Below are 24,861 nucleotides of genomic sequence, written 5' to 3'. Positions count from 1 at the left end.
GAAACCGGATGACGGACCCGGGCGGCGGTGGGTAGAACACGGGTGATGACCACCACCCTGCGGCCGTCCGAGCCGCTCCAGCAGTCCGCCGACGGCGGCCGGTCGCGCACGTACGACATCTGCGTGAACAGCCGCCGGGTCGGCTCCGTCCACGTCGCCACCGACCCGGCCTTCGGCGCCGGCTCGGGCGTCATCGACCGCCTGTGGGTCGACGAACCGGACCGGGGCCGGGGCCGGGCCACGGTGGCGGCGCTCGCCTCCGAGGAGGTGCTGCGCGACTGGGGCTGCCGTCAGGTGCAGGTGTCCGTGCCCGCGGACGCGGAGGCGGCGCTGCGGCTGGCCCGCTCCCTCGGCTACACCGAGCGCAGCCGGAACATGCTCAAGGAACTGCCGGAGCGTCCTCCCGCCCTGCCGCCCGGCTTCGAGGTCCGGCCGATGACCGACGCGGAGTTCGTCAGGTGGGAGGCAGGAGCGAGGGAGCGCTTCGCCCAGAGCTGGATCAGCCGGGGCGTCCCGGAGGCCCAGGCCCGCGCCAAGGCGGAGGCGAGTCACCGCGAGCTGCTCCCGAGGGGCCTCGCCACCCCCGGCACGTCCATCGACCTGGCGGTCGTGGACGGCGGGGTGGTCGGCCGGGTGTGGACGGGCGTCCGCGAGCTGGAGCCGGGGGTGAGCGGCGGTTACGTGTACGACGTCGAGGTCGCCGAGGAGCACCGGGGGAAGGGCTACGGCCGGGCGCTGATGCTCCTAGCCGAGGGCGTCGCGCTGGCGGCCGGGGAGCGCCTGCTCGGACTGCACGTCTTCGCGGGCAACACCCCGGCGATCCGGCTCTACGAGTCCCTGGGCTACCGCACGACGCACGTCAACAGCTTCAAGCCGTTGTAGGCGTGGGTCTAGGCGTCGGCGAGGAGACGGTCGGCGAGCTCCTCGACGCGGGCGCGCAGTCCGTCCTGGCTCTGGCCGCCGTCGAGCCGCTCGCCGCCGATGACGTAGGTGGGCGTGCCGGTGACCTTCACGGCCTTGCCCTCGGCCTCGTCGGCGTCGACCGTCAGGAGGTGCCGGCCGTCGATCAGGGCCGTGTCGAACTCCTCGGCGTCCAGGCCCAGTTCACGGGCCACCTCCAGGAGCACCGGCTCGCCGCGCTCGCCGAGTTCCGCGGTCCTGGCGAGCAGCGCCTCCGTGTAGGCCCAGCCCTTGCCCTGCGCGAACGCCTCCTCCGCGGCCTGGGCGGCGGCGTAGGCGTGCTTGTGCTTGGCCAGCGGGAAGTGCCGCAACTGTACGTCGAGGCGCTCGCCGTACTTCTCGCGCAGCGCGCGGACGTCGTCGAGGGCCTTGAAGCAGTCGGGGCACTGCAGGTCGAACCAGGTCTCCAGGACGACGGGGGAGGCGGGGGCGGTGGACTCACTCATGGGAAGAGTCTCTCTCATCCGCGTCCCCGCCCGCCCTCGATCCCTGGGGGACGACCCGGAGATCTCCCTGATCCGCCGGCCGGGGCATGGTCGTGCGGGGCGGGGCGGTGCAGGATGGAAGGGACGTATCACCCGGGACCTGGAGGATCGCATGCTCGCCGAGACCATTTGCTCCGCGGTGTCCGCGGCGGGCCTGGGCATCGCCGCGATCACGGCCTATCGCCGGCGGTTCCTGACCGCGGCCAGGATCGCGGCCTACGCGCTGGTGCCGCTGGGGTTGGTGCTGACGGGTGCGGTGAAGTGGCTGGCCGGCACGGCCTTCAGCCCGACCGCGTGGATCGGCTTCGGCGTGCTCGGCGCGGCCTGGCTGCTGTTCTCGTCGACGCGGGCCGTCGAGCGGCGTCGCGCGGGACGGAAGGAGACGACCGGGGAGGCGGGGCGGCCGAGCGTGGCGCCCACCGCCTCGGCGCCGTCCCTCGGTGCCGGTCGGCGCGGGCCGACCGCGAAGCCCCGGACGGGGGCCGCCGAGGACGACTTCAGTGACATCGAGGCGATTCTGAAGAAGCACGGAATATGACCGCTTCTGCCGCTTCTCGTTCCGTTCGTTCCGTGTGGCGACGGGATGGGATGAACGGCCCCTGACCTGGGGCGTGTTGCGTGATCGCCGGGGCCTCGGGTGCGCCATCATCCCCCCGAGATGCTGGATACCTCGCGAGACCCCGTTCCCGCCCCCGCGCCCGTCCCTTCCGCCACCGAGGAGCCGCGCGGCTGTCTGTTCGCGCTCTCCCAGCCGCCGCTGATGATCTTCCTGGCGGTGATCGGCGGACTGCTGCTCATGGCCGCCGTCCATGATCTGTTCCTGCTGTGAGCCCCGCTGTGAGCCCTCGTCCGAGCCTCCGGCGCCGATCCGTCAGCCGGCGGCCTCCTTGCGGCGGGCCCGGTACGCGGCGACGTGCAGCCGGTTGCCGCAGGTGCGGCTGTCGCAGTAGCGCCGGGAGCGGTTGCGGGAGAGGTCGACGAAGGCGCGGCCGCAGTCCGGGGCCTCGCAGCGCCGCAGCCGCTCCTGCTCCCCGGCGACCACGATGAAGGCGAGCGCCATGCCGCAGTCGGCGGCCAGGTGGTCGGCGACGGAGGCGCCCGGCGCGAAGTAGTGCACGTGCCAGTCGTAGCCGTCGTGATCGGTGAGCTGCGGCGTGGTGCCCGCGGCGGCGACCAGTTGGTTGATCAGCGTGGCGGCGATCCTGGCGTCGGGGGCGGAGAAGACGGCCATGAACCGGTCGCGGACGTCCCGGACGGCCCGCAGGTCCTCGGCTCCGAGCTCACCCACGTCGCTGATCTTGTGAGCGTGCACGAAGGACTGCAGTGCCTGGAGGTCCCCGAGCTCGTCGTCGCGGTCGCCCTGCGGGGCGGTGTTCATCAGATCGACGACGGTGTCGAGGGCGATCCGGGTGTCGTGGGGGATCAGCACGATTCGCTCCCTGGCCGGCTGCGGGCGGGCGCCCGCGCAATTGCGCTGACTTTAGCGCGACCCGGAAACGGGCATCGGCGCCTCACACCGCGCCGGCCGCGCGGTGTGAGGCGCCGATGAAAGGCGTAAGGGGCTGCCCGCGCGGCGCCGTCTCCCCGAGTCGGACGGCGCCGTGCGGCGGCTCTCGGCCTGGCTCAGCTATCGGCCAGGATGTGGGAGAGCTCCGTATCGAGGTCGAAGTGGCGGTGCTCGGTGCCGGGCGGCACGGCAGCGTCGGTCCGCTTGAGGAACGACTCCAGGGCCCTCGCCGGGGCCTCGAGCAGTGCTTCGCCCTCGGGAGAGCTCAGCGCGATGCAGACGACTCCCTGGCCGTGGCTACGGGACGGCCAGACGCGGACGTCGCCCGTGCCGGTGGGCCGGTGCAGCCCCTCGGCGAGAAGGTCGCGGGCGAACACCCATTCGACCGTCTCCTCGGCTCCGGTGTGGAAGGTGGCGTGCACGGCATACGGATCGGCCGTGTCATACCGCAGGCCCGCGGGTACAGGCAGTGAGGACTCGCTCGACACAACGAGGCGCAGGTGCAGCTCGCAGCTGACCGTGGTGTTCATAAGCGCCAGGGCCTTTCGCTCAGTGTGCGCTCGGGGATTCGCACGTCGGCGAAATCGACATGCCACCTACGGTGCCGTTGTAAACCCCTCTGTCTGTTTTGTGATCGTTCAGGTAGCTCGTATGGAGGCATGTGACCTGGGGTAATACCGCCATTCCGGCAAGCGCCGCCGGTCCGGTAGGTTGGGGCCATGCATGCGGAGAGTGACGAGCGCGCCGGACAGTCCGCGGCCAGCGGGGGAAGCGGCGCCGAGACGCCCGAGGAGGCCCCCCTGGGCTCCCGGGCCCCGGAGTTCATCAAGGCCCGCCGGACCCTGCACCTGAGCTGGCAGGTCGGCGTCTTCGTCGTCGGACTCGCCGTGGTCGGCGCCGGCGTCGTGATGCTGCCCCTGCCCGGCCCCGGCTGGCTGGTGATCTTCGCCGGCATGGCGATCTGGGCCACCGAGTTCGTCTGGGCCCAGCTCGTGCTGCGCTGGACCAAGCGCAAGGTCACCGAAGCCGCCCAGCGCGCCCTCGACCCCAAGGTCCGGCGCAGGAACATCATCCTCACCACCATCGGTCTGGTGATCACCGCCGTGCTGCTCGGCGTGTACCTGTGGAAGTTCGGCTTCGTGATGCCGTGGAAGATCGACCGGTGATTCGAACCCGGTTCGGGAGCCCCGCTGACATGGGGTAATGTTTGCGGTGCGCCCGGGCGATTAGCTCAGTGGGAGAGCGCTTCGTTCACACCGAAGAGGTCACTGGTTCGAACCCAGTATCGCCCACCACCCGGACCGAGGGCCCGGAGACGACACCGTCTCCGGGCCCTCGGCGTTCCCGCCCCGGCCGCCTCAGCGCATCCGCCCCAGGCGCTCCCGCAGCCGCCGCGCGTCCCGCAGCCGCTGCTCGTACGTCGCCCCCACCGCCAGCAGCAGCAGACCCGCCAGGGCCGGCGGCAGCCAGCGCGGCAGCGCACCCACCACCTGCACCACGTACGGCGCCAGCTCGTGCAGCCCGACCAGGGCCAGCGCCGCGCCGCCGAGCAGCAGCGGGGCCTGCAGCCGGAACCGCGCGCCCAGCAGCGTCACCGCGAGCGCCGCGAGACCGAGCAGCAGCGGCCGCACCCAGGACGGATCCGCCCAGACTGCGACCAGGCTCGGCACCAGCGTCACCGCCAGCCCCGGGCCGTACGCCGTCCAGGACGAGGCCGCCGGGTCGCGCCGCCGCCTCAGCGCGCCCACCACCAGGGCCGGGACCGTCACCGGCAGCGTGTACGCCTCCGGCGTCCTCACCTCCCACACCGCGAGCCGCACCCAGGTCGCCAGCAGGAACAGCGCCGCGGCCGCCCACGAGGCCACCACGCGCCGCTCCGGCCGTACCGCCGTCGCCGCGGCGACCACACCGCCCAGCGCCAGCGCCAGGGCCAGCAGCGCCGGCCGGCCCCCGGTCAGCCCCAGCCCGCACAGCCCCACGGCCGCACCCGTGCCCTCCACGGCCACGGCCACCGGGTGCCGCCGCAGCCGGGCGCCGACCGCGGCCGTCCCCGCCGGCACGGCCAGCAGCACCAGACCGCTCACCGCCGCGCCCCACTGCGCGGCCGCCGCACCGGCACCGACCAGACCGGCCACCGCGAGCACCGCGCCCACGGCGCCGATGAGCCGTCGGCCACCCGTGCCGAGCACGGCGACCCCGCCGAACAGCACGGCCAGCACACCCAGCACCGCGAACGTCGTCGCCCGGGTGTCCAGGCCCAGCGCCACCGCGCCGACGGCGGAGCCGAGGCCGCACGCGTACGCGAGCCGTCCGACGACGCTCTCCGGCGCCGCGCGCCGGGCCGCGGAGGCCGGCAGGCGAGGCGCCCACCCGGCCCAGGCCCCCGGCCCCGCGTCCCCGCCGGCCTCCGCCTCCCCGGGCCCCTCGCCGGGCCCCTCTCCGGGCGGGGCTGCCTCGGCCGGGGCTGCCTCGGCCGGGAGGCCCCGCGCCAGGAGCGCCGGCCGCACGGCCAGGGCCAGGGCCGCCGTGACCGTCAGAAGCTGGAGCACCGGCGTCAGCGCGTACGGAAGCCCCAGCGAAACCGGCAGGGCGGTCAGCACGCCCCACACCAGCGCCAGGGCGCCACAACGGGCCCACAGGCGCGGCACCACCGCCACGGCGGCGGCCGCGAGCAGCAGGACCAGCGGGGCCGTCGCCGGGTAGTCGGGCAGCAGCCGCTCGGCGTGCGCTCCCGACCAGACGGCCGTCGTCCGCGCCAGCGGCCCGAGGAGCCCCGCCACCACCGGCGGCAGCGCCCAGGCCACCGCGAGCGCCAGCACACCGCCGCCCGCCGCCGCCAGGCCGTGCCGCACGCCCCGCGACGGCACGAAACGCCCACCGGAACCGGCCGGCTCGACCGCTCCCCGGCCCCACAGCGCCACCGCCGCCACCGCCACGGCGCACAGCGCGTAGCCGGGCACCTCCCAGACCTCGGGCAGCACGGGGCGCAGCAGACCGCCCAGGGTGGCGACGATCGCCAGGCCGGCGGCCGCGGCCGAGGCGAGGGCGGTCGGGAGGTGGCGGTGGGCGAGCCACAGCAGCACCGCGGCGGCCGCGAGCAGCAGCGGGGCGGCACGGCCCGGAGCGGTGACCGAGAGCACCAGACCGGTCAGCACGGCCCAGCCACCGAGACCGGCCGCGCCGACGCCGGCCGTCACACGGACGGCCGGGACCCCGGCGCGCAGAACCGCCACCAGGTCGAGCACCGCCATGGCCAGGGCCGCCCACGCGAAGGCGAGCGCACCGCCCTCGGCCGCCAGGACCCCGAGCGGAAGCGGCAGTTGGGCGGCGACCACGGCCGCCGGAAGCGGCACCCGCAGTCGGGGCAGGGCGGAGCCGTACGCGGTCCAGACACCCGCGAGGACGGCCGAGGCCACCGCCGCGTACGCCAGGCCGTCCGTGTCGGCCAGCGCCACCCGGTGCAGCGCGTACGCGTCGAGAAGCGTCAGGACCAGGCCGAGCGCGGCCACCGACTCGGCCGTGGAGGCCAGGCCGCGGCGCAGCAGGACGACCGGGGCCAGAAGCGCGCCCGAGGTCACCACGGCCAGGACGGCCGCCCGCCCGCCGATGCCCATGCTGCCCCAGCTCACCAGCGTGAAGACGAGCGCGGCGACGGTCAGCAGCACCCCGCCCAGGGTCAGCAGCACGTTCTGCGTGCTGCGCGGCGTCGCCTCGGGCCGGGGCGGCACCGGCGGCGCGGGGAAGGGCGCCGCCGCCACCGGGGCGGTCACCTGCGGGTACAGCACCCGCAGCAGCCAGTCCCGGCGGGCCAGCAACTGGGCCCGGCGGGCGTCGATTCGGGCCAGTTCGCGGTCGACGAGCACCAGCTCTTCCGCGGGTGGCAGGGAGGAGTCCATAGGCGGAGTGTGACCCCGGACCCGCGAGGAGGGGATGGGCGTCCGTACTCAGATCCGTCCCTGAGTAGCCCACACTGGAGCCATGGACTGGTGCCGCTACCGCTTCCGCAGTGTCTGGTGCCTCGCCGCCCCGCCCGAGGCCGTCTACGCCGTCCTGGAGCGCGGCGAGGACTATCCGAGCTGGTGGCCCCAGGTCCGCGAGGTCGTCCCCGTCGACGAGACCACCGGCACCGCCCGCTTCCGCTCCCTGCTCCCGTACGACCTCGTCGTCACCGCCCGGGCCCGGCGCGGCGACCCCGCCGCCGGAGTCCTGGAGGTCGCGCTCGGCGGAGACCTGGAGGGCTGGGCCCGCTGGACCCTCACCGCCCTGCCCGACGGCTCCGGCACCCGCGCCCTCTACGAGCAGGAGGTCGAGGTCCGCAGCCCGCTGCTGCGCGCCCTCGCCGTGCCCGGGCGGCCGGTCTTCCGCGCCAACCACGCCCTGATGATGCGGGCCGGCCGCCGCGGGCTCGCCGCCCGCCTGCGTGCCTCGCCGCGGCCGGTTTGAACGAAGCCCCGCGGGCCCTGTATGGTTCAACCCGTTCCCGGGCGATTAGCTCAGCGGGAGAGCACTTCGTTCACACCGAAGGGGTCACTGGTTCGATCCCAGTATCGCCCACCGGGAGAGGCCGGTCCGTCAGACGACGGACCGGCCTCAGCCGTTTCCGGCGCAGGCTCGCGCCACCCTCGTCGCCCCATGCGGTTCCGTTCCGTCGTGCTGTCGCCCGTCACCCGTCGCCCGCCGTCCTGACCTTCCGGCGGTGGCGGGTCACGCCGCCGTGCGCAGCTCCGGACGCAGCGGCCACGCGGGATTCACCGGCTCCGGGGTGCCCTGGCGGGCGAACCACGCCTGGAGGCCGCGCGCCTGCGCCGCGTGCCACACCGCCTGGAGCGTGTGCAGTTCGGCCGGTGACAGCCGGTCGAGCCGCGCGGCGAAACGCCGGCCCACCGCCCGTACGACATCCATCGCCGCCTGCGCGTCCGCCGCCGCGTCATGGGCGCCGTCCAGCACCACGTCGTACTCCTCGCACAGATCGGTCAGCGTCCGCCGCCCCTTCCGGTAGCGGTCCAGATGCTTGTCCAGGACCCGCGGGTCGAGCACGCACAGCGGCACGTGCTCCAGATAGCGGCCGAGGGAGGACGCCCGGTGGCGGCGCAGCTCCCGGTCCAGGATCGTCAGGTCGAAGGGCGCGTTCATCACCACCAACGGGCGCCCGGCCGCGCTCTGTTCGGCTATCGCCCGGCCGACCTCCTCCATGACCGGCGCGGGCCACCGCCCGTTGCGCTGGAGGTGATCCTCCGTCAATCCGTGTACGGCGGTGGCCTCCGCGGGCACGGGCACGCCGGGATTCACCAGCCAGCGCGTCACCCGCGGGCGCATGCCCGTCGCGTCCTGGACGACGAGGGCGGCGGACACGATGCGGTCCTCCTCGACGTCGATTCCCGTGGTCTCCGTGTCGAAAGCGGCCAATGGCCCTTCGTACCAGTGCGTCGTCATCCCCGAACTCCTCGCACGTGCGCGGCAGATGGCCGTCCCCCTGCCCGAATCGTTGATACCCGGGCTGTTTGCGCCGTACGCGGGCCGGTGACAACACAGGTGACGGGGAAGGAAATCGACATGGCGCTCGCCCAGCCCGAATCGGGAGGGCTGCCGCCTCAGCGGGCAGCACCGCTGCGCGGCTCACTCGCCACCACCGCCTGCATGGAGACCCTTCAGGTCGGATACCTCCACGCGGTCGCGGCGGCGGCGGGCTGCTCGCTGTCGCAGCCGTTTCCGGACAACGGCATCGACTGGCACGTGAGTCACAGCGCTCCCGGCCACACCATCGACGACGAAGTGACCATCAAGGTGCAGCTCAAGTGCACCTATCAACTACCGCCGCGTCAGGTCGGCTCGGACGCCGGGGAGTTCTCGTTCACCCTCGACAACGAGCACCTGGTGAAGCTCGCGCGGAGCCCGGTGGCCGTGCACAAGATCCTGGTCGTGATGCTCGTGCCGCGCGACCGGGAGGACTGGCTGCGGGCCGGACACGACCGGCTCGACCTGCGGCACTGCTGCTACTGGATCAACCTGGCCGGGCACCCGGTCACGGGACGGCACAGGACCACCGTCCGCATCTCGACGGCGCGGATCTTCGACGACCGGGCGCTCTGCGAGATCATGGCGCGGGTCGGCGTGGGAGGGAGACCCTGATGCACCGGCCGACCGACGAACCCGAGAACGGGGCCGGCCACGGCCCCGACCCCGTGCCACCCCCGCCCCTGTGGCCCCGGGCCCACCCGGTCCCCGGCGAGCTCCCCGGCCCCTGGACCGGTGTGCCCGCCGCGCCCGCCGGGCCGTGGGCCGACGCCGGGGAGGCCCCCGACCCCGGCCGCGTCGACCCGCGCGTCCTCGGCGCCCTCCTCGCCCGGCACGGCTGGCGGCGGCGCGGCGGGTCCGCCGGGCGCTACAGCCGCTGGTCACCGCCCGGCCCCGAGGCGGGCGGCCGCGGCCCCAGCCTCCTCGTGCCGGAGAGCCGCGCCTTCCCCGACAGCGAGGACCTGCTCGGCGAGGCGCTCACCGCCCTCGCCCGCAGCGCCGCGCCCTCCGCGCGTGAGGTCCTCACCGGCCTCACCGTCCCCAGCGACGAGATCCGCTGGTGGCGCGACGTCCCGCCCGGCCCGGCCGGCGCCGTGCCCTGGCCCGTCCAGGAACAGCTCAGGACCGCCGCCCGCGGTGTGCTGCTCGCCGGCGCCCTCGCCGTCCGCGGCCGGGCCGGCTACCACGGGGCCCGCCACCGCAGACAGGCCCAGGCGTCCCTGGAGAGCGTCGTCGTCGGCGCCGCCCCCGGCGGGCGCGGCCTGACCGCCTTCCTGCCGGTCGACCCCGGCCGGGCCGTCGCCGTCCGGCTCCACCACGCGCTGCACGCGGCCCGCGAGGCCGTCGACTACCAGCGGGCCACCGGCGGCATGGACGCCTTCGACACCGCCGTCGAGGCGGGGGTGAGCCGCGAGCTCACCGAGGCCCTGGTCGCCCTGGTCCGCGGCACGGAAGGAGCCGGCATCGCCCTGGCCTGGTCCCCGGCCGCCGGCACCCCCGAGGGCTGCGCCGCCCGGCCCGAGCCCGTCGAGTTCTCGCCCGGCGACCTGCCGGCCCTGCGCGCCGCCGGCGCCCGCTATCTGAGCGACGAGCCGTCCGTGCCGGTCCGCATCACCGGCGCCGTCGTCCGCATGCGCCGCTCCGGCCCGCGCGGCCGGGGCACCGTGCGGCTGCGGGTGCTGGCCGGCGCCGAGGTCGGGCACGTCCGGGTCTCCCTCGACGAGGAGGCGTACCGCACCGCCGGTCACGCCCATCTCGTCGGGCTGCCGATCCGGGTCGTCGGCCGCCTGGAGAGCCGGGGCGGCTTCCGGCGCCTGACCGACGCCACCGACGTCGTACCGGTGCAGGTGGACGAGGCGGTCCGGGACCGGCTGATGAAATCGCTCCAGGGGAATCTCGACTTCTTCGAGGAGGCGTGCGGGCCGGGCGAGGACTGACCGGCCGCCCGCGAGCCCGCGGCCGCACGGGAGACCCCTATAAGATCGAGGCTGCGCGGCACCTCGTCTCTGTCGCGCACCGCCGGCGCCGGCACCTCGTGTCTGTCAGCGCCCCTATGTATGGAGCACCCGTGTCTGAAGTCCGTGTGACCGTCCAGTCCGCCTCGGGACCAGAGGAGAGGACGGTGAGCGCGGGCACCACGGCCGGCGCCCTGTTCGCCGACGACCGCACCGTCATCGCCGCCCGAGTCGCGGGTGAGCTGAAGGACCTGTCGTACGAGCTCGCCGAAGGCGATGTCGTCGAGGGCGTCGAGATCTCCTCCGAGGACGGCCTCAACATCCTGCGCCACTCCACGGCGCACGTCATGGCCCAGGCCGTGCAGGAGCTGTTCCCGGAGGCCAAGCTGGGCATCGGCCCGCCGGTCCGGGACGGCTTCTACTACGACTTCGATGTCGAGAAGCCGTTCACGCCCGAGGATCTCAAGGCCATCGAGAAGCGGATGCAGGAGATCCAAAAGCGCGGCCAGCGCTTCTCCCGCCGGGTCGTCTCCGACGAGGAGGCCCGCGCGGAGCTCGCCTCCGAGCCGTACAAGCTGGAGCTCATCGGCATCAAGGGCGCCGCGTCGACCGACGACGGGGCGAACGTCGAGGTGGGCGGCGGCGAGCTGACCATCTACGACAACCTGGACGCGAAGACCGGCGAGCTGTGCTGGCGTGACCTCTGCCGCGGTCCCCACCTGCCGACGACCCGGAACATCCCGGCGTTCAAGCTGATGCGCAACGCCTCGGCGTACTGGCGTGGCGACGAGAAGAACAAGCAGCTCCAGCGCATCTACGGCACCGCGTGGCCGTCCAAGGACGAGCTGAAGGCGCACCTCGACTTCCTCGCCGAGGCCGAGAAGCGCGACCACCGCCGCCTCGGCACCGAGCTGGACCTCTTCTCCATCCCGGACGAGATCGGCTCCGGCCTCGCCGTCTTCCACCCGCGCGGCGGCATCATCCGCCGGGTCATGGAGGACTATTCGCGGAAGAAGCACGAGGAGCACGGCTACGAGTTCGTGTACTCGCCGCACGCGACCAAGGGAGCCCTCTTCGAGAAGAGCGGTCACCTGGACTGGTACGCGGAGGGCATGTACCCCCCCATGCAGCTCGACGGTGGTACCGACTACTACCTCAAGCCCATGAACTGCCCGATGCACAACCTGATCTTCGACGCGCGCGGGCGCTCCTACCGTGAGCTGCCGCTGCGCCTGTTCGAGTTCGGCACCGTGTACCGGTACGAGAAGTCCGGCGTCGTCCACGGCCTGACCCGGGCCCGCGGCTTCACCCAGGACGACGCGCACATCTACTGCACCCGTGAGCAGATGGCCGAGGAGCTCGACCGCACCCTCACCTTCGTGCTCGACCTGCTGCGTGACTACGGTCTGAACGACTTCTACCTGGAGCTGTCCACCAAGGACCCGAAGAAGTACGTCGGCTCCGACGAGGTGTGGGAGGAGGCCACCGCGGTCCTCCAGCAGGTCGCCGAGAAGCAGGGCCTGCCGCTGACCCCCGACCCGGGTGGCGCCGCGTTCTACGGCCCGAAGATCTCCGTGCAGGCGCGCGACGCCATCGGCCGCACCTGGCAGATGTCGACCGTGCAGCTCGACTTCAACCTGCCGGAGCGCTTCGACCTGGAGTACACCGCGCCGGACGGCACCAAGCAGCGCCCGGTCATGATCCACCGCGCGCTGTTCGGCTCGATCGAGCGCTTCTTCGCGGTGCTCCTGGAGCACTACGCGGGCGCGATGCCGCCGTGGCTCGCTCCGGTGCAGGCGGTCGGCATCCCGATCGGCGACGCGCACGTCGAGTACCTGCAGGAGTTCGCAGCCGAGGCGAAGAAGAAGGGTCTGCGGGTCGACGTGGACGCCTCCTCGGACCGGATGCAGAAGAAGATCCGCAACCACCAGAAGCTGAAGGTCCCGTTCATGATCATCGTCGGCGACGACGACATGAACGCGGGCACCGTGTCCTTCCGCTACCGCGACGGTTCGCAGGAGAACGGTGTGCCGCGTGACCAGGCGCTGGCGAAGCTCGTTGAGGTGGTCGAGGCGCGCGTCCAGGTGTGACGTGCTCCCCGCTTGAGCGGGGATGGCCCGATGCACGAGATGCAGAATCGGGGTCAGCGGTTGTGCTCCCGCCATCGCGGGGTCAGGAGGCCCCCGGGGAATCCCTCGGGGGCCTCCTCTCGTCCCCGCGGTCGAAGCGCTGGATCAGCCAGGACGAGAACGAGCCGGTCACCGCGCCGAGCAGCGCGAGCCCGCAGCCCATGAGGCCCACGGCGACCACCCGCCCGACGGGGGTCACCGGGGCCACGTCCCCGTAGCCGACCGTCGCCAGGGTCGCGCAGGTCCACCAGACCGCGTCGCCGAAGGTACGGATCGAGGCGCCCGGCGCCCCGTACTCGTGGTGGTAGACCGTCAGCGCCCCCGCGAACCCCAGCAGCGCGACCGACAGGCCGGCGTAGGCCATCACCCGGGCGTAGAGGCTCAGCCGCGCCCGGTCGCGGCGGCGCCGACCCCGGTCGTACACCGTGATCATCCGCAGGGGGCGCAGCAGCGGGAGGACCAGGACGACCGTGTCCAGCGGATGCCGGCGCACGAACCGCAGCGGCCCGAGGCCGCTGAGCCGCAGCCGTACCGCGTAGTCGACGGCGAAGAGGGCCCAGGTGGCGCAGATGACCGCGAGGCACAGGTCCCGCGGGCCGGAGGAGAGGTCGCGGGCCAGCACCCGGACCGTGTACCCGCCGAGATACACCAGGGACGCCACCGCCAGCGGCGTCTCCATCCGTGCCTCCCAGCGCTCCTGCGACGGCGCTCGCTCGCTCATCGGATCAGGATGGCCTCCGCATGGATCTTCCGCCCCGGCGACACGATCCGAACGGGCGAAGCCATATGCTGCTCAGCATGACGACTGAGCCGGAACAGCAGATCGGAGTGGGGACGCAGGACGCGTTCCAGCGCCTGTGGACGCCTCACCGGATGGCGTACATCCAGGGCGAGAACAAGCCGACCGGGCCGGGTGCCGAGGACGGCTGTCCCTTCTGCACGATCCCGTCGAAGTCGGACGAGGACGGTCTGGTGATCGCGCGCGGCACGTGGGTGTACGCGGTGCTCAACCTGTACCCCTACAACGGCGGCCACCTCATGGTGGTGCCGTACCGCCACGTCGCCGACTACACCGACCTCGACGCGGCGGAGACCGAGGAGCTGGCCGAGTTCACCAAGCGGGCCATGGTCGCCCTGCGCGCGGCCTCGGGCGCCCACGGTTTCAACATCGGCATGAACCAGGGCACGGTGGCGGGCGCCGGTATCGCGGCCCATCTCCACCAGCACATCGTGCCCCGCTGGGGCGGGGACACGAACTTCATGCCGGTGGTCGGCCACACCAAGGTCCTGCCGCAGTTGCTCGCCGACACCCGCAGGATGCTGGCCGACGCCTGGCCGGCCGGCATCTGATCCGGGCTTTCGGCAGCCGCCCTACGCGTCGTAGACGTCGGCCTTCTTCGGGCCGGCGTCCTGGACGCCGCCGCTGAGGACCAGGGAGCGATTGGCGAAGCGCTCGGTGTCCACGTTGTGGTCGTCGAGCACCCTGAGGGTCGCCGCGTGGACCGCGCGCAGCACCGGGGTGGCCGCGCGGATCGCGTCGTCGGCCATGAAGCGGTTCTTCCACGGCGGACTCGCCCAGGGGTGGCGCAGCCCGAAGGGCTCGGGCAGGACCAGCTTGCCGCCGAGGAAGTCCAGGACCGGCGGGAACCAGGTGAGCGGGGCGCGCACGGCCTGGCGCACGACGTCGTCGGTGTCCGTGAGCGGCAGTTTGATCTCGCGGGTCTCCCAGAACCTGACGGTCTTGGAGACCTCCTTCGTCTTCGCCGCCGGCTTGGTGGTGAACAGGCTGTGGACCGGCCCGAGGGCATGGCCGCTGACCTCGACGCGCAGCGTGCGGTGGAGCGAGGTGACCGTCACCATCATCGTCAGGACCAGTTGACCGTCCCAGAGCGTGAACTGGACGCCCAGATAGTGCCGGTTCCCACTGCCGAACTGCTGGTCGTTGCAGATGCGCTGTATCTCGTGCGGCTTCACCTGGAAGGCCACGATGTTCTCGCCCTCGGGGCGCGCGACCTCGTCGGCGCCCTCGCCGACCGGCGAGACGATCCAGTGCTTGACGGTCGGCTTGGGGAAGCCGGTCTTCAGCGATCCGCGTTCGAGCAGGGTCAGTTCGGTGTGGATCTGGCGGACCACGTCCCAGGCACGGAAGTCGTGGATCTCCTTGCCCTCGCGCGGGACCAGCTCCTCGGCGAGGGTCCAGCTTCCCCAGCGCGTGCCCATGCCCAGTATTCCCTTGGGGCCCGCGTAGAAGACGATGTTGGACTGCTGCTCGGCGGTCAGCTTCTGCAGGTTGAGGCGGAGTTCCTCGGCGGTCTTCTCGGTCGGGTCCTTCGGTACGGCCTCGGGCACGGCGGCGCCGATGCCGCCGCCGCTGAGCAGGGCCGTCCAGCGCTCGCGCAGGGCGACGGCGGTGTTCTCGCAGATGCGGCGGGCCAGGAACCAGCCGACCACCGGCGCCACGATCATCGCGCGCAGATAGTTCGGCAGGAAGCCGTCGAAGGGCAGCTTCAGCAGGAACAGCAGGGCGATGAAACCGGCGGCGAGCATCAGCGCCGTGCCGATGGCGCTGGTCCGCTTGTTCTCGGAGCCCGCGGCGAGCCGGCGCAGTTGGATGACGCCGAGCCAGAGCAGGAGTCCCGGCAGGAACAGGATGCCGAAGACGAGGGTGACCAGGGTCAGCTTCACGTCGCGCTGCTTGCGGATGCCGGTGGCCGCCAGGCAGTGCTCGACGACCGGCTGCGGATCGGCGCCGAAGGACTGGATGAGGGGCTTGCGGGCGCCGCCGAGCATGCGGACCTGCACGGCGCGGGAGAACGCCTCGCCGAGGTCGGGCCGGAAGAGCTTCTGCCATCTGCCCGGCTTCACCGTCGACTTGTGCAGGTCGTTGTTGGCCTTGAGGATCTCCTCGACCGGGCTGTCGCGGTACGCGACGGAGGCGAGTGCGGCGGTCGCCGCCGTCTGCGCGTCCGAGCCCTGGAGGGGGATCTGCGCCCCGGGTCCGAAACTGCCGATCGTCACTGCCGCCCCCATCGCCATGGTTCCCTGTGCGGGCTGTTCCCAACTGCCGCACCCCGCACACCTTCTGAGCTGGGCACCACAGCGTAACCGGGTGGCGACGGATGCGTCACGGGAGCACGGGAGCACGGCCGGATGCCGCTTGCCGCCCGCCGCTTGTCGCTTGCCGCCCGCCGCCCGCCGCACGGCAGTCGGCGGGCGGCGGGCGCCTGTCGTCCCGTCAGGACCGGTTCACGCCCCCTTCCGCGCCTCCCCGCGGACCCGGTCCGCCAGATGCGCGGGCATCGCCTCGTGCCGTGCGTACGTACGGGAGAAGCTGCCCGTGCCGTGCGAGACGGACCGCAGGTCGATCGCGTACCGCCCGATCTCGATCTCCGGCACCTCCGCCCGCACCACCGTGCGCCCCGGCCCCGCCTGTTCGGTGCCGACCACCCGCCCGCGCCGGCCCGACAGGTCGCTCATCACCGGGCCGACGTAGTCGTCGGGGACGAGGACCTGCACCTCGGCGACCGGTTCGAGCAGGTGGACGGGGACGTCGGCGGCGGCCTCCCGCAGGGCGAGGGCGCCCGCCGTCTGGAAGGCCGCGTCGGAGGAGTCCACCGAGTGGGCCTTGCCGTCGCGCAGGGTCACCCGGATGTCCACCAGCGGGTGACCGGCCGCCACCCCCTTCGCCGCCTGCGCGCGCACGCCCTTCTCCACGGACGGGATGAACTGGCGCGGGACGGCGCCGCCCACCACCTTGTCGACGAACTCGATGCCGCTGCCCGGCGGCAGCGGCTCCACGTCGATCTCGCAGATCGCGTACTGGCCGTGCCCGCCGGACTGCTTCACATGCCGGCCGCGCCCCGACGCGGGCCCGCCGAAGGTCTCGCGCAGCGCCACCTTGTGCGGCACGGTGTCCACCTGGACGCCGTACCGGCCGCGCAGCCGCTCCAGGGCCACATCGGCGTGCGCCTCGCCCAGGCACCACAGGACGACCTGATGGGTGTCCTGGTTCTGTTCCAGGCGCATCGTCGGATCCTCGGCGACCAGCCGGGCGAGCCCCTGCGACAGCCGGTCCTCGTCGGCCTTGCTGTGCGCCTCGATCGCCAGCGGCAGCAGCGGCTCGGGCATCGACCACGGCTCCATCAGGAGCGGCGCGTCCTTCGACGACAGGGTGTCGCCGGTCTCCGCCCGCGCCAGCTTGCCGACACAGGCGAGGTCGCCCGCCACGCAGTGCGCGAGGGTGCGCTGCTGTTTGCCGAACGGGGAGGTGAGGGCGCCGACCCGCTCGTCGACGTCGTGGTCCTCGTGTCCCCGGTCGGCGAGCCCGTGGCCGGAGACGTGGACGGTCTCGTCGGGCCGCAGGGTGCCGGAGAAGACCCGCACCAGCGAGATCCGCCCCACGTAGGGGTCGGAGGAGGTCTTCACGACCTCGGCGACCAGCGGCCCGTCCGGATCGCAGGTCAGCGCCGGCCGCGGCTCGCCCGTCGGGGTGGTGACGGCCGGGGCCTCCCGCTCCAGCGGGGTGGGGAAGCCGCGGGTGATCAGGTCCAGGAGCTCGACCGTGCCCAGGCCCTGCTTGGCGCCGTCGGCGGCGGGAGCGGCGGCGAGGACCGGATGGAAGGTGCCGCGGGCGACCGCCTTCTCCAGGTCGTCGATCAGCGTCTTGAGGTCGATGTCCTCGCCGCCGAGATAGCGGTCCATCAGGGTCTCGTCCTCGCTCTCGGCGATGATCCCCTCGATCAGCCGGGCCCTCGCCTCCGCGATCAGCGGCTTCTGCGTCTCGTCGGGCGGGTCCTCCCTCCGTACCCCCGTCGAGTAGTCGAAGATCCGCTCCGTGAGCAGCCCCACCAGGCCGGTGGCGGGCGCGTGCCCGTCGGCGCCCTCGGCGCCGCGCACGGGCAGGTACAGGGGGAGCACGGCGTCCGGGTCGTCACCGCCGAACAGCTCGGCGAGGACCTCGGTCAGGCGGGTGTAGTCGGTGCGGGCGGTGTCGAGGTGGGTGACGACGATCGCCCGGGGCATGCCGACCGCGGCGCACTCCTCCCACACCGCGCGGGTCGAGCCGACGACCGCGTCGGCCTCCTGCGCCGCCGAGACGACGAAGAGGGCCGCGTCCGCCGCGCGCAGACCGGCCCTCAGCTCCCCGACGAAGTCGGCGTATCCCGGGGTGTCCAACAGATTGATCTTGCATCCGTCCCACTCCACCGGGACGAGGGAGAGCTGTACGGAACGCTGCTGGCGGTGTTCGATCTCGTCGTAGTCGGAGATCGTCCCGCCGTCCTCGACGCGCCCGGCGCGGTTCACCGCGCCCGCGGTCTGCGCCAGGGCCTCGACGAGGGTCGTCTTGCCCGATCCGCTGTGGCCGACCAGCACCACGTTCCGTACGGCCGAGGGCCGGTCGGCCGTTGGAGCCCTGCCGGCGGCCCCGGAGTGGGTGTTCGCCTTGTCGCCCATGATGTTCCTCCCGACTGCTCGTGCGGTGAGGCGGGGCGCGGACGCGGGGGAGTGGCAGCAGCCGGCGGCATGGAGGCCGCCCGTCGCGTGCGGCTCCGGCGACGCCCGCGGTTGTCCTTCGAGCTTTGCACCGACGTCACGGTGCGTCCATACGTCGTACGGGCGGGGGCCGCCCGCGCCGTCCCCGGGTGCCGCCGCTCCGGCGGGGGCCCGCGTGGCTACGATGGGTGAGCCGGTGGTCGTAGGGGCCGCGCGGCCCACCGAACCTCGGGAAGGCCATGCTGAACAAGTACGCGCGTGCGTTTTTCACGCGTGTCCTCACGCCGTTCGCCGCGTTTCTGCTCCGCCGGGGCGTCAGCCCCGACGCGGTGACGCTCGTCGGCACCGCCGGAGTGGTCGCGGGCGCCCTGGTCTTCTTCCCCCGCGGGGAGTTCTTCTGGGGCACGATCGTCATCACCCTCTTCGTCTTCTCGGACCTCGTCGACGGCAACATGGCCCGCCAGGCCGGCATCTCCAGCCGCTGGGGCGCCTTCCTCGACTCGACCCTCGACCGGGTCGCCGACGGCGCGATCTTCGGCGGTTTCGCCCTCTGGTACGCCGGCAAGGGCGACGACGACATCCTGTGCGCCGTCGCGATCTTCTGCCTGGCCAGCGGCCAGGTCGTGTCGTACACCAAGGCGCGCGGCGAGTCGATCGGCCTGCCGGTCGCCGTCAACGGACTCGTCGAGCGGGCCGAGCGGCTCGTCATCTCGCTGGTGGCCGCGGGTCTCGCCGGACTGCACGCCTTCGGCGTGCCCGGCGTCCAGGTGCTGCTGCCCATCGCCCTGTGGATCGTGGCGGTCGGCTCGGCCGTGACCCTGGGGCAGCGCGTCGTGACCGTACGCAGGGAGTCGGCGGAGGCGGACGCCGCCTCCAGGGGGAGCGGGGCGGCATCGTGAGCGGACTCAAGGACAAGCTGAGCGACGGCCTGTACGGGCTGGGCTGGGCCACCGTGAAGAAACTGCCCGAGCCGGTGGCCCGGGGCCTCGGCCGGCGGATCGCCGACACGGCGTGGAAGCGGCGCGGCCCGAGCGTCCTGCGCCTGGAATCCAACCTGGCGCGGGTGGTGCCGGACGCGTCCCCGGAGCGGCTGGCCGAGCTGTCGAAGGCCGGCATGCGCTCGTACATGCGCTACTGGATGGAGTCCTTCCGGCTCCCCGCCTGGAGCGCGGAGCGGGCCGCCGGCAGCTTCGACCCCAAGGGCGTCCACCACCTCAAGGAGGGCCTGGCCTCCGGCCGCGGCGTGATCGTCGCCCTGCCGCACATGGCCAACTGGGACCTCGCCGGCGTGTGGGTCACCCGCGCCCTCGGCCTGCCGTTCACCACGGTCGCCGAGCGGCTCAAGCCGGAGTCGCTGTTCGACCGGTTCGTCGCCTACCGCGAGTCGCTGGGCATGGAGGTGCTGCCGCACACCGGCGGCGCCGCCTTCGGCGTCCTCGCGCGGCGGCTGCGGGCCGGCGGCCTGGTCTGCCTGGTCGCCGACCGCGATCTGTCCGCGTCTGGGGTCGAGGTCACCTTCTTCGGCGAGGCGGCACGGATGCCGGCCGGGCCCGCCATGCTCGCCCAGCAGACCGGCGCGCTGCTGCTGCCCGTGACGCTGTGGTACGACGACACCGACGTCATGCGGGGACGGATCCACGCCCCCGTCGAGGTACCCGAGTCGGGTACCCGCGCCGAGAAGGCGGCCTCGATGACCCAGGCCCTCGCCGACGTCTTCGCCGAGGGCATCGCCGACCACCCGGAGGACTGGCACATGCTGCAGCGGCTCTGGCTCGCGGACCTGGAGGAGCGGACGCCTTGAGGATCGGCATCGTCTGCCCGTACTCCTGGGACGTGCCGGGCGGCGTCCAGTTCCACATCCGCGACCTCGCCGAGCACCTCATCCGGCTCGGTCACCACGTCTCCGTGCTGGCCCCGGCCGACGACGAGACCCCGCTGCCGCCGTACGTCGTGTCCGCCGGGCGCGCGGTGCCCGTGCCGTACAACGGCTCCGTCGCCCGCCTCAACTTCGGCTTCCTGTCGGCGGCCCGGGTGCGGCGCTGGCTGCACGACGGGACCTTCGACGTGGTCCACATCCACGAGCCGACCTCGCCGTCGCTCGGGCTGCTGACCTGCTGGGCGGCGACCGGGCCCCTGGTGGCCACCTTCCACACCTCCAACCCGCGCTCCCGGGCGATGATCGCCGCGTATCCGATCCTCCAGCCCGCCCTGGAGAAGATCAGCGCGCGGATCGCGGTCAGCGAGTACGCCCGGCGGACGCTCGTCGAGCACCTCGGCGGCGACGCCGTGGTCATCCCCAACGGGGTCGACGTCGACTTCTTCGCCCGGGCCGAGCCCAAGAAGGAGTGGCAGGGCGGCACGCTCGGCTTCATCGGCCGCATCGACGAGCCGCGCAAGGGCCTGCCGGTCCTGATGCGGGCCCTCCCGAAGATCCTCGCCGAGCGGCCCGAGACCCGGCTCCTCGTCGCCGGGCGCGGGGACGAGGAGGAGGCCGTCGCCTCCCTGCCGCGCGAGATGCGGTCGCGGGTCGAGTTCCTCGGCATGGTCAGCGACGAGGACAAGGCGCGGCTGCTGCGCAGCGTCGACGTGTACGTGGCGCCCAACACCGGCGGCGAGAGCTTCGGCATCATCCTCGTCGAGGCCCTGTCCGCCGGCGCCCCCGTCCTCGCCGCCGACCTCGACGCCTTCGCCCAGGTCCTCGACCAGGGCGCGGCCGGCGAGCTCTTCACCAACGAGGACGCCGACGACCTCGCGGACCGGGCGATCCGCCTCCTCGGCGACGAGGCCCGCCGGGACGAACTGCGCGAGCGGGGCGCGGCGCACGTGCGCCGCTTCGACTGGTCGACGGTGGGCGCCGACGTCCTCGCCGTCTACGAGACGGTCACGGACGGCGCGGCCTCGGTGGCGACGGACGACCGGGTGGCGGGCGGACTGCGGGCGCGGCTGGGCTTCTAGGGCCCACGGGCCCCGTCCGCTCTCGGCGGAGCCGGTCGTGGCGGGCCGCGCCGGCGGGCAGGGTGGACGCATGATCGCGATCGAGACGCTCGACCTCGGCTATTTCACCCGGCCCGCCGCGGAATGGGGCGGGCCCCACGACCGCCGGGAGCCGGCCCTCGGCTACCTCGTGCGGTACGAGGGCGGTGCCCTCGTGTTCGACACCGGGATGGGGGAGGGCTCGGCGGAGGCGGACGCGCACTACCGGCCCGTGCGCAGGCCCCTGACCGTCGGGCCGGAGGACGTCGACCTCGTCGTCAACTGCCATCTGCACTTCGACCACATCGGCGGCAACCAGCGCTTCACCGGCACCCCCGTCCTGGTCCAGCGCACCGAGCTCGCCGCCGCCCGCGCCGGGGACTACACCATCGACACGCTGCTGCCCGGCGTCCGGTACGTGGAGCTCGACGGCGAGCACGAGATCGCGCCCGGCGTCCGTGTCGTCCCCACCCCCGGGCACACCGAGGGGCACCAGTCGCTCGTCCTCGACCACGGCGACCGCGTCACCGTCCTCGCCGGACAGGCGTACGACTTCGCGCACGAGTTCGGCACCCCGTACCGGCCCTGGCTCGCGCGGCTCGGGGAGCTCGCCGCGGGACGGCCGACGCGGGTGCTGTTCGCCCATGACCACGCTGTCTGGGAAGGGACGCTGCCGCCGCCCCGGTAGCCTGTGCGCCCGTGACCGAAACCCTGATCTGGACCGTCGTCGCGCTGATCCTCGTCGGCGTCTACCTGAGCTGGACCGCCGGCCGGCTCGACCGGCTGCACACGCGGATCGACGCGGCGCGGGCCGCGCTGGACGCGCAACTGCTGCGGCGGGCCTCGGTCGCCCAGGAACTGGCCACCTCCGGAGTGCTGGACCCGGCCGCCTCGATCGTGCTGTACGAGGCGGCGCACGCGGCCCGGCAGGCCGAGGAGGACCACCGGGAGGTCGCCGAGAGCGAACTCAGCCAGGCCCTGCGGGCGGTGTTCGGGGAGCCGGAGCAGGTCGAGGTGGTGCGGGAGGCGCCCGGTGGCGAGGAGGCCGCGGGGGAGCTGGCCGCGGCGGTCCGGCGGGTGCCGATGGCACGGCGGTTCCACAACGACGCCGTACGGGCGGCGCGGGCCCTGCGCCGGCACCGCACGGTCCGCTGGTTCCGGCTCGCCGGCCACGCCCCGTTTCCGCTCGCCTTCGAAATGGATGACGAACCGCCCATCGCCCTTGCGGATCGTCCGACCTGAGCCGCCTTCACCTTCGTAACCTGCGAAAACGAGCCACCGGCTGCACATTGGCCCTTGATGTGGACCGCACGTGGCCTGTTTCCTCACTCTTGTCGTCAACCCCGTTGTCACGAGTGAGGTACCCCGTGTCCACCACGCCTTCCACCACCCCCCAGTCCACTGAGTCCTCGGCGATCGGCACCTCCCGCGTCAAGCGCGGCATGGCCGAGCAGCTCAAGGGCGGCGTGATCATGGACGTGGTCAACGCCGAGCAGGCGAAGATCGCCGAGGACGCCGGCGCCGTGGCCGTCATGGCCCTGGAGCGGGTCCCCGCCGACATCCGCAAGGACGGCGGCGTCGCCCGCATGTCCGACCCGAACATGATCGAAGAGATCATCGAGGCCGTGTCCATCCCCGTGATGGCCAAGTCCCGCATCGGTCACTTCGTCGAGGCGCAGGTCCTGCAGTCCCTCGGCGTCGACTACATCGACGAGTCCGAGGTCCTCACCCCGGCCGACGAGGTCAACCACTCCGACAAGTGGGCCTTCACCACCCCCTTCGTCTGTGGCGCCACCAACCTGGGCGAGGCCCTGCGCCGCATCGCCGAGGGCGCGGCCATGATCCGCTCCAAGGGCGAGGCCGGCACCGGCAACGTCGTCGAGGCCGTCCGCCACCTGCGCCAGATCAAGAACGAGATCGCCAAGCTGCGCGGCTTCGACAACAACGAGCTGTACGCCGCCGCCAAGGAGCTGCGCGCCCCGTACGAGCTCGTCAAGGAGGTCGCCGAGCTCGGCAAGCTCCCGGTCGTGCTGTTCTCCGCCGGTGGCGTGGCCACCCCGGCCGACGCCGCCCTGATGCGCCAGCTCGGTGCCGAGGGCGTCTTCGTCGGCTCCGGCATCTTCAAGTCCGGCGACCCGGCCAAGCGCGCCGCCGCCATCGTGAAGGCCACCACCTTCTACGACGACCCGAAGATCATCGCGGACGCCTCCCGCAACCTGGGCGAGGCCATGGTCGGCATCAACTGCGACACCCTGCCCGAGGCCGAGCGCTACGCCAACCGAGGCTGGTAACACACCGATGAACAGCACTCCCGTGATCGGTGTCCTGGCCCTCCAGGGCGACGTACGGGAGCACCTGATCGCCCTGGCCGCGGCCGACGCCGTGGCCAGGCCGGTCCGGCGCCCCGAAGAACTCGACGAGGTCGACGGCCTCGTCATCCCCGGTGGCGAGTCCACCACCATCTCCAAGCTGGCCGTCCTCTTCGGCCTGATGGAGCCGCTGCGCGAGCGCATCGCGGGCGGCCTGCCCGTGTACGGCACCTGCGCCGGCCTCATCATGCTCGCCGACAAGATCCTCGACCCGCGCTCGGGCCAGGAGACCTTCGGCGGCATCGACATGATCGTGCGCCGCAACGCCTTCGGGCGGCAGAACGAGTCCTTCGAGGCCGGGGTGACCGTGGCCGGGATCGACTCTCCCGTCGAGGGCGTCTTCATCCGCGCGCCGTGGGTGGAGTCGGTCGGCGCCCGGGCCGAGGTGCTCGCCGAGCACGACGGGCACATCGTCGCCGTACGGCAGGGCAAGGCCCTGGCGACCTCCTTCCATCCCGAACTCACCGGCGACCACCGGATCCACCAGTTGTTCGTGGACATGGTGCGCGCGGAGCGGTGAAAGGATCCCGGTAGGATCTCTGGGGTTCGTAGGGAAATGGGTTACGCGAAGGAGACAGGCAGATGTCCGGCCACTCTAAATGGGCTACGACGAAGCACAAGAAGGCCGTGATCGACGCCAAGCGCGGCAAGCTCTTCGCGAAGCTGATCAAGAACATCGAGGTCGCCGCCCGCACCGGCGGTGCCGACCCGGACGGCAACCCGACCCTCTTCGACGCCATCCAGAAGGCCAAGAAGAGCTCGGTGCCCAACAAGAACATCGACTCCGCGGTCAAGCGCGGCGGCGGCCTCGAGGCCGGCGGCGTCGACTACGCGACGATCATGTACGAGGGTTACGGCCCGAACGGTGTCGCGGTGCTCATCGAGTGCCTCACCGACAACCGCAACCGCGCCGCCTCCGACGTGCGCGTCGCCATGACCCGCAACGGCGGCTCGATGGCCGACCCGGGCTCCGTCTCGTACCTGTTCAACCGCAAGGGCGTCGTCGTGCTGCCCAAGGGCGAGCTGACCGAGGACGACGTCCTGGAGGTCGTGCTCGAGGCGGGCGCCGAGGAGGTCAACGACCTCGGCGAGAGCTTCGAGATCATCAGCGAGGCCACCGACCTGGTCGCGGTCCGCTCCGCCCTGCAGGAGGCCGGCATCGACTACGACTCGGCCGACTCCAGCTTCGTCCCGACCATGCAGGTCGAGCTCGACGAGGAGGGCGCGCGCAAGATGTTCAAGCTGATCGACGCGCTCGAGGACAGCGACGACGTGCAGAACGTCTACGCCAACTTCGACGTCAGCGACGAGGTCATGGCGAAGGTCGACGCCTGATCACCGGCTTGGGCACGGTCATCTCCGCCAGCGGGCCGGATGGCGTCACTCCTCCACCCTCTACCTCAACCGCCCCATGGTGGAGCTCGCCGAGCGCATCGCCGCCCTCTCCGGCATCCCCGACGCCCGCGTCTTCTTCAC

25 protein-coding genes and 2 tRNA genes are annotated in these 24,861 nt (G+C 72.7%); 19 read left to right on the top strand and 8 right to left on the bottom strand.

Translation table 11 applies throughout. The features are described from left to right. The first annotated feature begins 45 nt into the window (after positions 1-45). On the top strand, positions 46-882 hold the full coding sequence (locus ABZ135_RS31010) for a GNAT family N-acetyltransferase (protein ID WP_356700367.1): 837 nt from the start codon (positions 46-48) through the stop codon (positions 880-882). Positions 883-890: 8 nt separating this feature from the next. Here the strand turns inward: ABZ135_RS31010 and ABZ135_RS31005 are convergent, their stop codons facing one another. Continuing rightward, positions 891-1,406, bottom strand: coding sequence for a DsbA family protein (locus ABZ135_RS31005; protein ID WP_356700365.1), 516 nt, complete (start codon positions 1,404-1,406; stop codon positions 891-893). Between the two features lie 151 nt (positions 1,407-1,557). On the opposite strand from ABZ135_RS31005, the gene ABZ135_RS31000 reads away from it, so the two are divergent. Beyond that, the gene (locus ABZ135_RS31000) at positions 1,558-1,983 is read left to right on the top strand and encodes a hypothetical protein (protein WP_356700363.1); all 426 of its coding nucleotides are present in this window, start codon (positions 1,558-1,560) and stop codon (positions 1,981-1,983) included. A 120-nt stretch (positions 1,984-2,103) separates the two neighbouring features. Further along, positions 2,104-2,274: a hypothetical protein gene (locus ABZ135_RS30995; RefSeq protein WP_356700361.1), complete on the top strand. Its 171-nt coding sequence runs from the start codon at positions 2,104-2,106 to the stop codon at positions 2,272-2,274. A gap of 42 nt (positions 2,275-2,316) precedes the next feature. Here ABZ135_RS30995 and ABZ135_RS30990 read toward each other — a convergent pair whose 3' ends face one another. Together ABZ135_RS30990 and ABZ135_RS30985 are read right to left on the bottom strand one after the other, a co-directional pair. Beyond that, positions 2,317-2,874, bottom strand: a complete 558-nt coding sequence (locus ABZ135_RS30990) for a CGNR zinc finger domain-containing protein (protein ID WP_356700359.1) — start codon at positions 2,872-2,874, stop codon at positions 2,317-2,319. A 194-nt stretch (positions 2,875-3,068) separates the two neighbouring features. Beyond that, the gene (locus ABZ135_RS30985; RefSeq protein WP_015032345.1) at positions 3,069-3,482 is read right to left on the bottom strand and encodes an SsgA family sporulation/cell division regulator; all 414 of its coding nucleotides are present in this window, start codon (positions 3,480-3,482) and stop codon (positions 3,069-3,071) included. Positions 3,483-3,671: 189 nt separating this feature from the next. Here ABZ135_RS30985 and ABZ135_RS30980 point away from each other — a divergent pair, with 189 nt between their 5' ends. Beyond that, the gene (locus ABZ135_RS30980) at positions 3,672-4,118 is read left to right on the top strand and encodes a TIGR02611 family protein (protein ID WP_356700357.1); all 447 of its coding nucleotides are present in this window, start codon (positions 3,672-3,674) and stop codon (positions 4,116-4,118) included. Positions 4,119-4,172: 54 nt separating this feature from the next. Continuing rightward, positions 4,173-4,247 (top strand) — tRNA-Val (locus tag ABZ135_RS30975). Between the two features lie 63 nt (positions 4,248-4,310). Here ABZ135_RS30975 and ABZ135_RS30970 read toward each other — a convergent pair. Next, positions 4,311-6,848, bottom strand: coding sequence for a hypothetical protein (locus ABZ135_RS30970; RefSeq protein WP_356700355.1), 2,538 nt, complete (start codon positions 6,846-6,848; stop codon positions 4,311-4,313). Positions 6,849-6,930: 82 nt separating this feature from the next. Here ABZ135_RS30970 and ABZ135_RS30965 point away from each other — a divergent pair, with 82 nt between their 5' ends. Continuing rightward, complete coding sequence (locus ABZ135_RS30965; protein WP_356700353.1) at positions 6,931-7,395, top strand: SRPBCC family protein; 465 nt, start codon at positions 6,931-6,933, stop codon at positions 7,393-7,395. Positions 7,396-7,434: 39 nt separating this feature from the next. Beyond that, positions 7,435-7,506, top strand: a tRNA-Val gene (locus ABZ135_RS30960). Positions 7,507-7,656: 150 nt separating this feature from the next. Here ABZ135_RS30960 and ABZ135_RS30955 read toward each other — a convergent pair. After that, complete coding sequence (locus tag ABZ135_RS30955; protein WP_356700351.1) at positions 7,657-8,385, bottom strand: 3'-5' exonuclease; 729 nt, start codon at positions 8,383-8,385, stop codon at positions 7,657-7,659. Positions 8,386-8,505: 120 nt separating this feature from the next. Here ABZ135_RS30955 and ABZ135_RS30950 point away from each other — a divergent pair, with 120 nt between their 5' ends. The 3 genes from ABZ135_RS30950 (at position 8,506) to thrS (ending at position 12,511) form a co-directional block, all read left to right on the top strand. After that, positions 8,506-9,081 carry a DUF4365 domain-containing protein gene (locus ABZ135_RS30950; protein ID WP_356700349.1) on the top strand — a complete coding sequence of 192 codons (576 nt, stop codon included), beginning with the start codon at positions 8,506-8,508 and terminating at the stop codon, positions 9,079-9,081. Further along, positions 9,081-10,403, top strand: coding sequence for a hypothetical protein (locus ABZ135_RS30945; RefSeq protein ID WP_356700347.1), 1,323 nt, complete (start codon positions 9,081-9,083; stop codon positions 10,401-10,403). Before ABZ135_RS30950 ends, ABZ135_RS30945 begins: the two co-directional genes overlap by 1 nt. Positions 10,404-10,534: 131 nt before the next feature. Then, the gene (thrS, locus tag ABZ135_RS30940) at positions 10,535-12,511 is read left to right on the top strand and encodes a threonine--tRNA ligase (protein ID WP_356700345.1); all 1,977 of its coding nucleotides are present in this window, start codon (positions 10,535-10,537) and stop codon (positions 12,509-12,511) included. Between the two features lie 82 nt (positions 12,512-12,593). Here the strand turns inward: thrS and ABZ135_RS30935 are convergent, their stop codons facing one another. Then, a complete protein-coding gene (locus ABZ135_RS30935) occupies positions 12,594-13,271 on the bottom strand; it encodes a potassium channel family protein (protein WP_356700343.1) in 678 nt (225 codons plus the stop codon). Positions 13,272-13,336: 65 nt separating this feature from the next. On the opposite strand from ABZ135_RS30935, the gene ABZ135_RS30930 reads away from it, so the two are divergent. Next, complete coding sequence (locus ABZ135_RS30930; protein ID WP_356700341.1) at positions 13,337-13,900, top strand: HIT domain-containing protein; 564 nt, start codon at positions 13,337-13,339, stop codon at positions 13,898-13,900. Between the two features lie 21 nt (positions 13,901-13,921). Here ABZ135_RS30930 and ABZ135_RS30925 read toward each other — a convergent pair whose 3' ends face one another. Both ABZ135_RS30925 and ABZ135_RS30920 read right to left on the bottom strand, forming a co-directional pair. After that, entirely contained in the window at positions 13,922-15,586 is a 1,665-nt protein-coding gene (locus ABZ135_RS30925; RefSeq protein ID WP_356700339.1) for a hypothetical protein, read from the bottom strand. Between the two features lie 210 nt (positions 15,587-15,796). After that, the gene (locus ABZ135_RS30920; RefSeq protein WP_356700337.1) at positions 15,797-18,004 is read right to left on the bottom strand and encodes an elongation factor G-like protein EF-G2; all 2,208 of its coding nucleotides are present in this window, start codon (positions 18,002-18,004) and stop codon (positions 15,797-15,799) included. Positions 18,005-18,282: 278 nt separating this feature from the next. On the opposite strand from ABZ135_RS30920, the gene pgsA reads away from it, so the two are divergent. From pgsA to ABZ135_RS30880, 8 genes are all read left to right on the top strand, one after another. After that, positions 18,283-18,942, top strand: a complete 660-nt coding sequence (pgsA, locus tag ABZ135_RS30915) for a phosphatidylinositol phosphate synthase (protein ID WP_356700335.1) — start codon at positions 18,283-18,285, stop codon at positions 18,940-18,942. Next, positions 18,939-19,844: a phosphatidylinositol mannoside acyltransferase gene (locus ABZ135_RS30910; protein ID WP_356700333.1), complete on the top strand. Its 906-nt coding sequence runs from the start codon at positions 18,939-18,941 to the stop codon at positions 19,842-19,844. Before pgsA ends, ABZ135_RS30910 begins: the two co-directional genes overlap by 4 nt. Further along, positions 19,841-20,998: a glycosyltransferase family 4 protein gene (locus tag ABZ135_RS30905; protein WP_356700331.1), complete on the top strand. Its 1,158-nt coding sequence runs from the start codon at positions 19,841-19,843 to the stop codon at positions 20,996-20,998. Before ABZ135_RS30910 ends, ABZ135_RS30905 begins: the two co-directional genes overlap by 4 nt. A 70-nt stretch (positions 20,999-21,068) precedes the next feature. Continuing rightward, positions 21,069-21,704 carry an MBL fold metallo-hydrolase gene (locus ABZ135_RS30900; RefSeq protein WP_356700329.1) on the top strand — a complete coding sequence of 212 codons (636 nt, stop codon included), beginning with the start codon at positions 21,069-21,071 and terminating at the stop codon, positions 21,702-21,704. Positions 21,705-21,715: 11 nt separating this feature from the next. After that, complete coding sequence (locus tag ABZ135_RS30895; RefSeq protein ID WP_356700327.1) at positions 21,716-22,258, top strand: hypothetical protein; 543 nt, start codon at positions 21,716-21,718, stop codon at positions 22,256-22,258. A 125-nt stretch (positions 22,259-22,383) separates the two neighbouring features. After that, the gene (gene pdxS / locus ABZ135_RS30890; RefSeq protein WP_356700325.1) at positions 22,384-23,307 is read left to right on the top strand and encodes a pyridoxal 5'-phosphate synthase lyase subunit PdxS; all 924 of its coding nucleotides are present in this window, start codon (positions 22,384-22,386) and stop codon (positions 23,305-23,307) included. Between the two features lie 7 nt (positions 23,308-23,314). Continuing rightward, entirely contained in the window at positions 23,315-23,905 is a 591-nt protein-coding gene (pdxT, locus tag ABZ135_RS30885; RefSeq protein WP_356700323.1) for a pyridoxal 5'-phosphate synthase glutaminase subunit PdxT, read from the top strand. A 62-nt stretch (positions 23,906-23,967) separates the two neighbouring features. Next, the gene (locus ABZ135_RS30880) at positions 23,968-24,720 is read left to right on the top strand and encodes a YebC/PmpR family DNA-binding transcriptional regulator (protein WP_356700321.1); all 753 of its coding nucleotides are present in this window, start codon (positions 23,968-23,970) and stop codon (positions 24,718-24,720) included. Positions 24,721-24,861: the final 141 nt, after the last annotated feature.

The sequence above is a fragment of the Streptomyces sp. NPDC006339 genome (assembly GCF_040612775.1).
Classification (GTDB): Bacteria; Actinomycetota; Actinomycetes; order Streptomycetales; family Streptomycetaceae; genus Streptomyces.
This window is presented reverse-complemented; position numbering and strand designations above follow the sequence as displayed.